Source organism: Streptomyces sp. NPDC059255, assembly GCF_042752355.1.
Taxonomy (GTDB): Bacteria; Actinomycetota; Actinomycetes; order Streptomycetales; family Streptomycetaceae; genus Streptomyces.
Window position 1 is genome coordinate 1 of sequence record NZ_JBHYZP010000076.1, and the last position, 12,318, is coordinate 12,318.

Annotated in this window: 9 protein-coding genes; 7 read left to right on the forward strand and 2 right to left on the reverse strand. The window is 73.8% G+C overall.

Annotated features, from left to right (window positions below):
- The 5 genes from sucB to ACFXKG_RS40630 all read left to right on the forward strand — a co-directional run.
- Positions 1–1,529: 2-oxoglutarate dehydrogenase, E2 component, dihydrolipoamide succinyltransferase (gene sucB, locus ACFXKG_RS40610; protein WP_384850470.1), on the forward strand; the 1,529-nt coding region annotated here is incomplete at its 5' end.
- A gap of 157 nt (positions 1,530–1,686) precedes the next feature.
- Positions 1,687–2,310 (forward strand): GntR family transcriptional regulator, encoded by a 624-nt coding sequence (locus tag ACFXKG_RS40615; RefSeq protein WP_365806751.1) that lies wholly within the window; start codon positions 1,687–1,689, stop codon positions 2,308–2,310.
- A gap of 229 nt (positions 2,311–2,539) precedes the next feature.
- The gene (aceE, locus tag ACFXKG_RS40620; RefSeq protein ID WP_384850473.1) at positions 2,540–5,221 is read left to right on the forward strand and encodes a pyruvate dehydrogenase (acetyl-transferring), homodimeric type; all 2,682 of its coding nucleotides are present in this window, start codon (positions 2,540–2,542) and stop codon (positions 5,219–5,221) included.
- Between the two features lie 110 nt (positions 5,222–5,331).
- A complete protein-coding gene (locus ACFXKG_RS40625; RefSeq protein ID WP_384850476.1) occupies positions 5,332–6,297 on the forward strand; it encodes a helix-turn-helix transcriptional regulator in 966 nt (321 codons plus the stop codon).
- A 170-nt stretch (positions 6,298–6,467) separates the two neighbouring features.
- Positions 6,468–6,989 (forward strand): DUF4240 domain-containing protein, encoded by a 522-nt coding sequence (locus ACFXKG_RS40630; protein WP_384850489.1) that lies wholly within the window; start codon positions 6,468–6,470, stop codon positions 6,987–6,989.
- Positions 6,990–7,028: 39 nt separating this feature from the next.
- Here ACFXKG_RS40630 and ACFXKG_RS40635 read toward each other — a convergent pair whose 3' ends face one another.
- Entirely contained in the window at positions 7,029–7,598 is a 570-nt protein-coding gene (locus ACFXKG_RS40635; protein WP_384850479.1) for a GNAT family N-acetyltransferase, read from the reverse strand.
- A gap of 43 nt (positions 7,599–7,641) precedes the next feature.
- On the opposite strand from ACFXKG_RS40635, the gene ACFXKG_RS40640 reads away from it, so the two are divergent.
- Both ACFXKG_RS40640 and ACFXKG_RS40645 read left to right on the forward strand, forming a co-directional pair.
- A complete protein-coding gene (locus ACFXKG_RS40640; protein ID WP_384850482.1) occupies positions 7,642–8,529 on the forward strand; it encodes a TIGR01777 family oxidoreductase in 888 nt (295 codons plus the stop codon).
- A gap of 454 nt (positions 8,530–8,983) precedes the next feature.
- Positions 8,984–10,306 (forward strand): NAD(P)/FAD-dependent oxidoreductase, encoded by a 1,323-nt coding sequence (locus ACFXKG_RS40645; protein ID WP_384850485.1) that lies wholly within the window; start codon positions 8,984–8,986, stop codon positions 10,304–10,306.
- A 92-nt stretch (positions 10,307–10,398) separates the two neighbouring features.
- On the opposite strand, the gene ACFXKG_RS40650 is transcribed toward ACFXKG_RS40645, so the two are convergent.
- Entirely contained in the window at positions 10,399–12,093 is a 1,695-nt protein-coding gene (locus ACFXKG_RS40650) for a regulator (protein WP_384850487.1), read from the reverse strand.
- Positions 12,094–12,318: the final 225 nt, after the last annotated feature.

The following is a 12,318-nucleotide window of genomic DNA, read 5'->3' on the forward strand; positions in this document are numbered from 1 at the left end:
CCGCGGCTCCGGCCGCCCCGGCCCCCGCCGCCGAGGCCCCGGCACCGGCCGCCCCGGCCGCCGAGCCCGCGCCCGCAGCGCCCGCCGCCCCGGCCGGTGGCGCCTCCGGCACCGATGTCACGCTGCCCGCGCTGGGCGAGTCGGTCACCGAGGGCACCGTCACCCGGTGGCTGAAGGAGGTCGGCGAGGAGGTCGCGGAGGACGAGCCGCTGCTGGAGGTCTCCACCGACAAGGTCGACACCGAGATCCCCGCCCCGGTCGCCGGTGTGCTGCTGGAGATCGTGGTCGGCGAGGACGAGACCGCGGAGGTCGGCGCGAAGCTGGCCGTCATCGGCGCCCCGGGCGCGGCCCCGGCCGCTCCCGCCGCCGCTGCTCCGGCTCCGGCGGCTCCGGCCGCGGCTCCGGCCGCCCCGGCCCCGGCTCCCGCCGCTCCGGCTCCGGCCCCGGCCGCCCCCGTACAGGAGGCCCCGAAGGCTCCGGCGCCCGCGCCGGCCGCCCCGGCCGCCCCCGCCGCCCCCGCTCCGGCTCCGGCCGCGCCGGCTCCGGTCACCCCCGCGCCCGCCCCGGCGGCCCCCGCGGGCGACGACGCCGGCGCGTACGTCACGCCGCTGGTCCGCAAGCTCGCCGCGGAGAACGCGGTCGACCTGGCGTCCGTCAAGGGCACCGGCGTCGGCGGCCGGATCCGCAAGCAGGACGTCATCACCGCCGCCGAAGCCGCTGCCGCCGCCAAGGCCGCCGCTGCCGCCCCGGCTCCGGCCGCCGCCGCCCCGGCGGCGTCCAGGGCGCCGAAGCTGGAGGCGTCCCCGCTGCGCGGTCAGACCGTCAAGATGACCCGCATGCGCAAGGTCATCGGCGACAACATGGTGAAGGCGCTGCACACGCAGGCCCAGCTCACCAGCGTGGTCGAGGTCGATGTCACGAAGCTGATGCGGCTGCGCGCGCAGGCGAAGGACTCCTTCGCCGCCCGCGAGGGCGTCAAGCTGTCCCCGATGCCGTTCTACGTCAAGGCGGCGGCCCAGGCGCTGAAGGCCCACCCGGTCATCAACGCCCGGATCAACGAGGGCGAGGGCACGATCACGTACTTCGACTCGGAGAACATCGGTATCGCGGTGGACTCCGAGAAGGGTCTGATGACCCCGGTCATCAAGGGCGCGGGCGACCTGAACATCGCCGGCATCTCCAAGAAGACCGCGGAGCTGGCGGCGGCCGTCCGAGCCAGCAAGATCACCCCGGACGACCTGGCGGGCGCGACGTTCACCATCAGCAACACGGGCTCGCGCGGCGCGCTCTTCGACACGGTCATCGTGCCGCCGACCCAGGTCGCCATCCTGGGCATCGGCGCCACCGTCAAGCGCCCGGTGGTCATCAACCACCCGGACCTCGGCGAGACCATCGCGGTGCGCGACATGACGTACCTCGCGCTCTCCTACGACCACCGTCTGGTGGACGGCGCCGACGCCGCCCGCTACCTGACGGCGGTCAAGGCGATCCTCGAAGCCGGCGAGTTCGAGGTGGAGCTCGGCCTGTAAGAGGTGGAGCCCCGGCCTGGGACGACCGCGGGAGCGTCGCAGGCATCCCCCGTACGGCAATGGCGCCCCCGCCCGGAGAAAAGTCCGGGCGGGGGCGCTGTCGTTCGGTGCGTACCGCCGTATTGTCCAGACATCTTCCCGGCCCGAGGAGCCCTTCATGAGTCCGCCTGTCGTCCACTCGCTGCGCGAACAGATCCGCGAGCACATCGTGGAGGGGATCGTCAGCGGTCGCTGGAAGCCGGGCGAGCGGATCGTCGAGCGCAGGATCGCGACGGAACTGCAGGTCAGCCAGACGCCCGTACGCGAGGCGCTGCGCGAGCTGGAGTCCCTGCGGCTGATCGAGTCGGCGCCCAACAAGGGCGTACGGGTCCGGAACCTCACCGCGGCCGACCTGGAGGAGAGCTACCCCGTACGGGCCGGTCTGGAGCAGATCGCCGCCGAGCTGGCCGCCGAGCGGCTGGCCGTGGACTGCTCCGCGCTGGAGCCGCACGTGACGGCACTGTACGCGGCGGACCGGGCGGCCGACGGGACCGCGCAGGTACGGCACACGGTGGGCTTCCACCGGGAGCTGGTGCGGGCGGCCGGTAACGCTGTGCTGCTGCACACCTGGGAGGGGCTCGGCATCGAGGTCTTCACCGCGCTGTCGATCCGCTGGCTGGGCACGGTGCAGAAGTCGTACGCCGAGGAGCATCAGGAGCTGGTCGAAGCGTTCCGCAGACGGGACCCGGGCATCGGCTCACTGGTGAAGGACCATGTGCTCGGATGCGCACCGCGCGCCTGAATCATCACCTTCTGCCCCACTTCTGTCATGAATTACCGTCCGTCACTCCGTGCCCTTTCGTGCGGCACGGGATGCCAATTTCTTGAGATCGAGAAGTTTTGCCGTTCAACCCTTTGATCGATCATCGATCAGCGTTTTACAGTCGACGACGGGCTGCACCCAGCCCAGCGTCCTGTCCTGCCAGACATGACCACTTCTCCACCCCCCTCCTGTCCGGAAGGCGGCGATGATGCCCGACCCCGTAGGCAAGCTTCCGAGCGAGCTGGACCAGCTCCCGGACCGTGACACCGAGGAGACCGCCGAATGGGCGGCCTCCCTGGACGCCGTCACCGAACACGCGGGCCCGCACCGCGCCGCGTACCTGATGCGGCGCACCCTCCAGCATGCGGGAACCGCCGGGGTCCCGGTGCCCGAGCTGCTGGAGAGCGACTATGTGAACACCATCCCGACCGCCGCCGAGCCCGCGTTCGACGGCGACCTGGAGATGGAGTCCCGGATCACCGCCTGGAACCGCTGGAACGCGGCGGCGATGGTCACCCGCGGCGCCCGGTACGGCGTCGGCGGGCACATCGCCACCTTCGCCTCCGCGGCCTGGCTGTACGAGACGGGCTTCAACCACTTCTTCCGCGGCAAGGAGGGTGACGGCTCGGGCGACCAGCTCTACGTCCAGGGCCACGCCTCCCCCGGCATCTACGCCCGTGCCTTCCTCGACGGCCGGCTCACCGAGACGGACCTGGACCACTTCCGCCAGGAGGCGGGCGGCCAGGGTCTCCCCTCGTATCCGCACCCGCGGCGGCTGCCGTGGCTGTGGGAGTTTCCCACGGTCTCGATGGGCCTCGGCCCGCTCTCCGCGATCTACCAGGCGCGGTTCAACCGCTATCTGACCAACCGCGGCATCAAGGACACCTCCGCCTCGCACGTCTGGGCGTTCCTCGGCGACGGCGAGATGGACGAGCCCGAGTCGACGGCGGCCCTCGCCCTCGCGGCGCGGGAGCGGCTCGACAACCTGACCTTCGTCATCAACTGCAACCTCCAGCGCCTCGACGGCCCGGTCCGCGCGAACTTCCGGGTCGTGCAGGAGCTGGAGGCCCAGTTCCGCGGCGCCGGCTGGAACGTCGTCAAGACGCTGTGGGGCTCCGCCTGGGACGAGCTGTTCGCGCTGGACACCACGGGCGCGCTGGTCCGCCGGCTGCGCCAGGTGCCGGACGCCCAGTTCCAGACGTACGCCACGCGGGACGTCGCCTACATCCGTGAGCACTTCTTCGGCGCCGAGCCGGCCCTCGTCGAGCTGGCGAAGCTGCTGACCGACGCGAAGATCGCCGAGTGTTTCTTCACCTCGCGCGGCGGCCACGAGGCCCGCAAGGTGTACGCGGCGTACCGGGCGGCGCTGGCCCACGAGGGCGCGCCGACCGTGATCCTCGCGCAGACGGTGAAGGGCTACACGCTCGGCGCCGGCTTCGAGTCGCGCAACGCCAACCACCAGATGAAGAAGCTCTCCGGCGAGCAGTTCCGCACCATGCGCGACCTGCTGGAGCTGCCGATCCCGGACGCGAAACTCGACGACAGCCTGGTGCCGTACGGCCACCCCGGCGCGGACTCCCCCGAGGTGCGCTACCTCCAGGAGCGGCGCGCGGCGCTCGGCGGCCCCGCCCCGGCCCGCCGGGTGCACGCGGTCGCGCTGCCCCAGCCGTCGGAGAAGCCGTTCCAGGCCGTCGCCAAGGGCTCGGGCAAGCAGTCCGTGGCGACGACGATGGCGTTCGTCCGGCTGATGAAGGACCTGATGCGGGACAAGGAGACCGGCAAGCGCTGGGTCCCGATCGTCCCCGACGAGGCCCGCACCTTCGGCATGGAGGCGCTGTTCCCGTCGGCCGGCATCTACTCGCCGCTGGGCCAGACGTACGACCCGGTCGACCGCGACCAGATCATGTACTACAAGGAGGCCAAGGACGGCCAGATCCTCAACGAGGGGATCACCGAGGCCGGTTCGATGGCCGACTTCATCGCCGCCGCGACGTCGTACGCGACGCACGGCGAGACGATGATCCCGTTCTACATCTTCTACTCGATGTTCGGCTGGCAGCGCACGGGCGACCAGATGTGGCAGCTCGCCGACCAGCTCGGCAAGGGCTTCATCGTCGGCGCCACCGCGGGCCGGACGACGCTGACGGGCGAGGGGCTCCAGCACGCGGACGGCCACTCGCACCTCATCGCGGCCACCAACCCGGCGTCGCTCAACTACGACCCGGCGTTCGCGTACGAGGTCGCGGTGATCGTCAAGGAGGGTCTGCGGCGGATGTACGGCGAGCCCGTGCCCGGCGAGGACCAGAACGTCTTCTACTACCTGACGGTCTACAACGAGCCGATGCCGCAGCCCGCGATGCCCGAGGGCGTCGAGGAGGGCATCGTCAAGGGCCTGTACCGCTTCAAGGAAGGCGTCCCGGCGGCGGCCGACGCACCGGCGATCCAGCTCCTGGCGTCCGGTACGGCGATCCACTGGGCCCTGGAGGCACAGGAACTGCTCGCCGCCGACTGGGGCGTGACGGCCGACGTCTGGTCCGCCACCTCCTGGAGCGAGCTGCGCAGGGACGCGCTGGAGGCCGACGAGGCCCTGCTGCGCGGCGAGGAGAAGGTGCCGTACGTGACGCGCGCGCTGGCGGGCGCCCCGGGCCCGGTGCTCGCGGTCAGCGACTGGATGCGGCAGGTGCCGGACCAGATCAGCCAGTGGGTGGAGCAGGACTACAGCTCGCTCGGTACGGACGGCTTCGGGCTCTCGGACACCCGCGAGGCGGCGCGCCGCCACTTCGGGGTGGACGCGCGGTCGATCGTGGTCGCGGCGCTGGCGCAGCTCGCGCGGCGCGGCGAGGTCAAGCCGGAGCGGATCGCGGAGGCGCGGGAGCGCTACGGCCTCTGACGGCCCTTGCACGGGTCGGCGTTCCACGGACCGCCGACCCGTCAGATCCCCTATAGCAGGCCGGGGAGCCCCTGTCACTCGGTGGCGGGGGCTCCCTGCATGATGGACGTATGCGTGCTGCCCGCCTGATCAAAATGGTCCTTCTCCTCCAGTCCAGACCCTCGATGACGGCCGGCGAACTGGCCCGTGAGCTGGAGGTGTCCGAACGCACGATCACCCGGGACGCCCAGGCGCTCTCAGAGGCCGGCGTCCCGGTGTACGCCAACCGGGGCCGGTCCGGGGGGTACCGGCTGATCGGCGGTTACCGCACCCGGCTGACCGGCCTGGCGCGCGGTGAGGCGGAGGCGCTGTTCCTCTCCGGGGTGCCGGGGGCGCTGCGCGAGATGGGGCTCGACGACATCTCGTCGGCCGCCCGGCTGAAGGTCTCGGCGGCGCTGCTGCCGTCGCTGCGGGACGCCCCGGCCGCGGCGGCGCAGCGCTTCCACCTCGACGCGCCCGGCTGGTACCAGGAGCCGGGGACCCCGGAGCTGCTGCCCGCGATCGCGGAGGCGGTGTGGGGCGACCGGCTGGTGGCGGCGCGCTATCTGCGCAAGGACGTGGAGGTGGAGCGGGAGCTGGCGCCGTACGGTCTCGTGCTGAAGGCGGGCGTCTGGTACCTGTGCGCCGCCACGGAGGGCACGTTCCGGGTCTACCGGATCGAGCGGTTCACCGCGGTCGAACCATTGCAGGAACGTTTCTCTCGTGAGGAGACCTTCGATCTGCCGGCGTTCTGGGAGGAGCGCGCGACGGAGTTCGCGCGCTCCCTGCTGCACACGGAGGTCGAGGTGCGCCTCTCCCCCGAGGGCGCCCGCAGGCTGCCGTACGTGGCGGACCGGGTGGCCGCCACGGAGGCGGTCGAGGCGGCGGCCCCGGCGGACGCGGAGGGCCGGATCACCGTGACGCTGCCGGTGGAGTCGGAGGAGGTGGCGTACACCCAGCTGCTGACGCTGGGCCCGGACGCGGAGGTGCTGGCGCCGGACACGCTGCGGCACCGGTTCGCGGAGGCGGCGGCGCGGATGCGCGACCTGTACCGGTAGCGGGGGCGCGGGGCCGGCGGGGGTGGCGAGGGCCGGGCAGGGAGTGCGGGAGCCGGGCAGGAGGTACGGGTGGGCGCGGCAGGGGTGGCGGGGCGCGGCAGGTCACAGAAGTCCTGCGACTCGCGGCTCCGCGTGCGCCGCTCCTCCTCAGGCACGATGCTTGACCCGTGATGGACGAGACGGAGTTCTGGGAGATCGTCGACAGCACCCGCGAGGCCGCCGACGGCGACCCCGAGGACCATGCCGACCTGCTGGTCGAACGGCTCCTCCAGCTCGACCCCGACTCCGTACTGGACTTCGCGCGGCACTTCGAGTCGCGCTACAACCGCGCCTACCACTGGGATCTCTGGGGCGCGGCGGCCGTCCTGCTCGACGGCGCGAGCGACGACGCCTTCGACTACTTCCGCTGCTGGCTGATCGGGCAGGGCCGGGAGGTCTTCGAGGGCGCGCTGCACGACCCGGACAGTCTGGCCGGGCTGCTGGACGAGTTCGACGAGACCGTCGACGGGGACGGCGAGGAGCTGGGGTACGCGGCGGACGAGGCGTACGAACAGCTCACGGGCGTGGTGGCGCCCGCCCTGGGGATCGCGGCGCAGCTCCCGGAGCCGGAGGGCACCCCGCTGGACTTCGAGGACGAGGCGGCGCTTGCGGAACGCTTCCCCAGGCTGACGGAGCGCTTCGGGGGCGAGTGAGCCCGGCCGCTTCCCGTTCGGGGGGCCGCGCCCGGCGGCTCACTCCAGCGGGAGCCCCATGAAGACGTCGTCGACGTACGCGCCGTCGAGGAGGAACTCCCCCGGCAGGATCCCCTCGACGCGGAAGCCCTCGGCCTCGTAGAGCGCCCGTGCGGGTGCGTTGTGCCCCAGGACGCGCAGGGTCAGCCGCCGCGCGCCCTGGTTGCGCGCGTGCAGCGCGCCCGCGCGCAGCAGGGCGCGCGCCACGCCCCGGCCGCGCGCCCACGGGTACACCGTGAGGCCCTGGATCTGCCGTACGTGCGCGTTGCTGGCGAGGGGCGTGGGGCGGGCGACGCGGATGTACCCGACGATACGGTCGGCGGACTCGCCGCCTCCGTGTCCGGTCCCGTCACCGCGCCCGCTCCCGTCACCACGTACCGTCCCGCCCCCGTCACCGTCGATCTCGGCGACCAGGAAGTCCTCCGGCCGGTGCTGGGCGTCGAAGAACGGTCCGTACGGCGGGCGCGGGCGCGGCGTGACGGCGTGCAGCGGTGACCAGGTCGCGCGGTCGAGCGCGCCGAGGGCGTCGTCGTCCGCGCGCTCGGCGGGACGTATCCGGGGTTCCACCATGGCGCAACTGTGTCACGTGATGTTCCGGAGGCAGGATGGGTGCATGAAAATCGCGGTCACCGGTTCGACCGGGCTCATCGGTACGGCACTTGTCAGCTCCCTGCGCGCGGACGGGCACGAGGTGACGCGGCTGGTACGGCACGCGGCCCGCGCGGTGGACGAGATCGAGTGGGACCCCGTGCGGCAGACGATCGACGCGGGGAAGCTGAACGGCTGCGAGGCGGTCGTCCACCTCGCCGGCGCGGGCGTCGGGGACCGGCGCTGGAGCGACGCGTACAAGCGGGAGATCCGGGACAGCCGGATCCTCGGCACGGCCACCCTCGCGGAGGCCCTCACCACGCTCGACTCGCCGCCCCGGGTGCTGGTCTCCGGCTCGGCCATCGGGTTCTACGGCTACACCGGGGACCGGAAGGTGGACGAGGGCACCCCTCCGGGGGACGGCTTCCTGCCGTCGCTCTGCGTGGAGTGGGAGGAGGCCGCGCTGCCGGCGGAGGAGGCGGGCATCCGTACGGTCTTCCCGCGCACCGGTCTGGTGGTCGCGCGCAAGGGCGGCGCGTGGGGGCGGCTCTTCCCGCTCTTCCGCGCGGGGCTCGGCGGCCGGCTCGGCTCGGGCGACCAGTACTGGAGCTTCATCTCGCTGCACGACGAGGTGGCGGCGCTGCGGCATCTCGTCGACACGGACGGTCTGGAGGGCCCGGTCAATCTGACGGCCCCGGAGCCCGTCACCAACCGCGAGGTGACGGCGGCGATGGGCCGCGTCCTGCACCGCCCGACCCCGTTCCCGGTGCCCACGGCGGCGTTGCGGCTGGTGGTGGGCGGCCTGGCGGACGACATCGTGGGCAGCCAGCGGGTGGTGCCGTCGCGGCTGCTGGAGTCGGGCTTCACGTTCGCGTTCCCGACGATCGACGAGGCGGTACGGGCGGCGGTGTAGCGGGCGGGACAGGAGGCGCCCGGCGGGGCGACCGCGCGGGGCGGGACAGGGCGGCGGCACGGGGCGGTGTGGCGCCCGCGGGGCCGGTGCGGCGTCCCGGGGGCCGGTGCGGGGCGCTCCGGCCCGGGAGCGGGTCCGCCGTGCTCGTGGCCGGGGCCGGGAGCGCACACGGAACGGGCCGGAGCCCGGGCGGGGTCTCCCGCGCCGTCCGGCCGCGTCCGCCGTACGGGGCCACGCACCCCCCATGCATCGGTGCCCCCGCCCGCGCGCGTCCGCCCGGCGCCCGTCCGTCCCTACGCTCGACCCGGAACTCGACGAGTGAGTCCGCGGTGGCGCCGCGGGCGGGACTGCGGACTGGCTCGTCCGGGGCGTTCCGGGTGGTCCGGTGCGGGCATCGGATCCGGTGCGGGCATCGGACCACCCACCCAGCCGCGCTGACCTCGGGGAGGGGCACGTGCTCAGCACCGCACTCAGCACCGCGCACCACGCAGACGTCGTCATCATCGGAGCCGGCCTCGCAGGTCTGTCCGCCGCGCACCACCTCACCAGCGCGGGCGTCACGGTCAGCGTCCTGGAGGCCGCCCCCCACATCGGCGGCCGGATGGCCACGGACCAGGTCGACGGCTTCCGGCTGGACCGCGGCGGACGGCTCCTCACCACCTCGTACCCGGATCTGCTCCGCACGCCGGGGCTCGAAGGCGTGGCCGTGCGGATGTTCTCGCCGGGCGTGCTCGTGCACAGCGAGGGCAGGAACTACCGCACCGGTGCGGTCGGGAGCGCGCGGAGCGCACTCACCGTCGCGCGCGCCCTGGCGAGCGCCCCCCGTCCACCGCTGGGCGGCGCGGTCGACCAGGCGCGGCTCAGCGCCGCCCTGGGGCGCCTGGCGGCGACCCCGACGGCCCGGCTGCTGGGCCGCCCCGAGCGGACCGCCGGGGAGGCGCTCGCGGTGCGGGGGCTGCCCGCCCGTACCGTCAACGGCTTCATACGCCCGCTGCTCACCGCGCTGCTCTGCGACCCGGAACTCCGGACGTCGAGCCGGTGCGCCGATCTCGCGCTGCGGGCGTTCGCGCGGGGCCGGCTCTTCGTTCCCGCCGGCGGCTCCGCCACCCTGCCGGACATGCTGGCGCGGACCCTGCCGGAGGGCACGGTCCGTACGGACGTCTGTGTCACGGACACCTCGATCAACTGCGTGAGCACCAAGGAGCACGGCGAGATCGCCTGCCGCTCGCTGGTCCTGGCGACGGGCGCGCGCACCGCGGCCGAGCTGCTGCCCGGGCTGCGGGTGCCGGACTTCCACTCCGTGACGGTGCTGCACCACACGGCGCCCGCGCCTCCGCTGGCCGAGCCCGCACTGCTGCTGGACGCCGACCGCGAGGGCCCCGTCACGCACACGGCCGTGATGAGCGCGGTGGACCCGTCGCGCGCGCCCCAGGGCCGCGTGCTGATCTCGTCGACGGTGCTCGGCACCCCTCCCCCGGCCGCCGAGCTGGACCGTACGGTCCGCGCGCACCTCGCCCGCCTCTACGGGACGCCGACCGACGACTGGGAGCTGCTGGCGGTCCATCACGACCCGGAGTCCGTACCGGCGATGAACCCGCCGCACGACCTGCGCCGACCGGTCCGGCTGCTGTCGGGGCTGTACGTGTGCGGCGACCACCGCGACATGAACACCGTGCAGGGAGCGCTCTTCTCGGGCCGCCGTGCCGCCCACGCGATCCTGCGCGACCTGGGCGTACGCCCGGCGTACGAGACGGCGCCGATCGCCGCGGTGGCGTAGCGGCGCGCCGGGCGCACAGCTCCGGTCCCGTCCGGGCGTCGACCTCCCCCGGACGGGACCGGCTCACCACGCGGCCCAGCACGCGGCGCTCCTCAGCCGATCGCCGCCACCCGGTCGCGGTAGTTCCGTACGGCCGTGGCGTCCCGGTACGGCTCCAGCCGCCGCTCGAAGTCGCGTACGTACTCCACCGCGCGCGCCGACCGCATCTCCGTGGCCTGCCGGGCGGCCTCCGCGCCGAGCACGCACGCCTGGTCCAGCTCGCCGAGGCCGAGCCGCCCGCAGGCGAGCACGACCCGGCAGAAGAGGCGGCTGCGGGCGTACTCGGGGGCGCGCAGCTGGAGCGAGCGCTCGGCGTGCTGGACGGAGACGCGGTGCTGCTGGAGATCGCGGTGGCAGTGGGCCAGCTCGTCCGCGAACTGCGCCTCGTCGAAGAAGCGCGCCCAGCGCGGCGTCTCGTCGCCGGGACGCGCCGCCTCCAGGGCGCGTTCGGCCCGTACGAGCGAGGCGGAGCAGGCCCGCGCCTCGCCGAGTACGCCGTGCCCGCGCGCCTCGGCGGAGTGCAGCAGCGCCTGGACGACCGGCGGCGCGGACGCGCCGATGCCCTGCTGGGCGACGCGGGCGAGCTGGACCGCCTCGCGGCCGTGGCCGAGGTAGACGGCCTGCCGGCTCATCGTGACCAGGACGTACGAGCCGTACGCGCGGTCCCCGGCCGCCTGGGAGAGCCGCAGCGCCTGGACGAAGTAGCGCTGGGCGAGGCCGTGCGCGGCGATGTCGTACGAGGTCCAGCCGGCCAGCCGGGTCAGATCGGCCGCGGCGGCGAAGAGCCTGCGGCCGGTGGTCTCGCCGTACAGGCCCCGCAGCATCGGTTCGGCCTCGTGCTCCAGATAGCGCACGAGGGCCTGGCGGGCGTGGCCGCCGCCGTAGGCGTGGTCGAGGGTGCGGAAGAGGTCGCCGACGGAGCGCAGGGCCTCGATGTCGCCGGTGGTGACGCGCTGGCCGACGGCGCGTTCGGTGCGCTGGCGCGGGACGCCGGACAGCGCGGAGAGGGCCGACGGGGCGGGCGGGACGTGCTGGGCGTGCTGGGCCGCGAGGGCACCCTGCGGCCCCTGCGCGGCGTGCCCCGGGGCCTGAGGTCTTCCCTTGGCGAGCGCCTGCGCCTGAGCCTGAGCGGGCACCCGGGCGGCTCCCGGCCCCCGGCCGGGGCGCGGCGGGACGGGACCGGGGGTACGGCCGGAGGCGGCTCCGGTGGGTGCGGTGCCGGCCCCTGCCTGGCCGCCGGGGCCGGCCGGAGCGGCGGGGCCTGCGGACCCGGCGGGCGCGGCGGTGAGCCCCGGGTGGGCCACCCGTTCGTCGGGGCGTCCGATCAGCCAGTCACGGCTGGGGACGACGAGGCCCGCGGGGGTGAACGCGATCTTGCGGAGTTCGTTGTGGCTGCCGGAGTCCTTGCGCCACAGTCCGCCGACGATGTCGACGGCTTCCTCGGGGGTCGAGGCGAATTCGAGGCCCGCGTAGACCGGGGCACAGGCGTCCAGCCCCAGATCCTGCGCGGAGAGCCGGCGTCCGAGCCGGCGGGTGAAGACCTCGGCGATCAGTGCGGGGGTGGTGCCGCGCGGCTGCTGCCCGCGCAGCCACCGGGTCACCGACGTTTTGTCGTACCGCAGATCGAGGCCGTGCTCAAGGCCGAGCTGATCCACCCGGCGGGCGAGACCCGCGTGGGAGAATCCGGCTTCGGCGATGAGGGCGGCGAGCTGGCGGTTGGGGGTGCGCTGCGGAGGTCGTTCCGACATGTGCTGTACGGTCTCCTGCCTTCCGGGCCAAGGAAGCAGCCCTTATGGAACGGCGCGAATGTAGTAGCCGTGACGGGTCTCACTGCCACGTTCGCCCCACATTCATCCGATCGTGTGAGGATCGATTGCGTCGCTGACGTGGGACAAGTCCATGAATCCGCGTCGGCGGCGGGCGGCGGCCCCTGGACGGAGGGCCGGGCACCTGCCCGGCCCTCCGTCCAGGGG

Bases quoted from the DNA above. Each gene is read 5' to 3' on its own strand.
- ACFXKG_RS40625 (WP_384850476.1), top strand. From the start codon at position 5,332: ATGCGTGCTGCCCGCCTGATCAAAATGGTCCTTCTCCTCCAGTCCAGA.
- aceE (WP_384850473.1), top strand. From the start codon at position 2,540: ATGCCCGACCCCGTAGGCAAGCTTCCGAGCGAGCTGGACCAGCTCCCG.
- ACFXKG_RS40640 (WP_384850482.1), top strand. From the start codon at position 7,642: ATGAAAATCGCGGTCACCGGTTCGACCGGGCTCATCGGTACGGCACTT.
- ACFXKG_RS40615 (WP_365806751.1), top strand. From the start codon at position 1,687: ATGAGTCCGCCTGTCGTCCACTCGCTGCGCGAACAGATCCGCGAGCAC.
- ACFXKG_RS40635 (WP_384850479.1), bottom strand. From the start codon at position 7,598: ATGGTGGAACCCCGGATACGTCCCGCCGAGCGCGCGGACGACGACGCC.
- ACFXKG_RS40650 (WP_384850487.1), bottom strand. From the start codon at position 12,093: ATGTCGGAACGACCTCCGCAGCGCACCCCCAACCGCCAGCTCGCCGCC.
- ACFXKG_RS40630 (WP_384850489.1), top strand. From the start codon at position 6,468: ATGGACGAGACGGAGTTCTGGGAGATCGTCGACAGCACCCGCGAGGCC.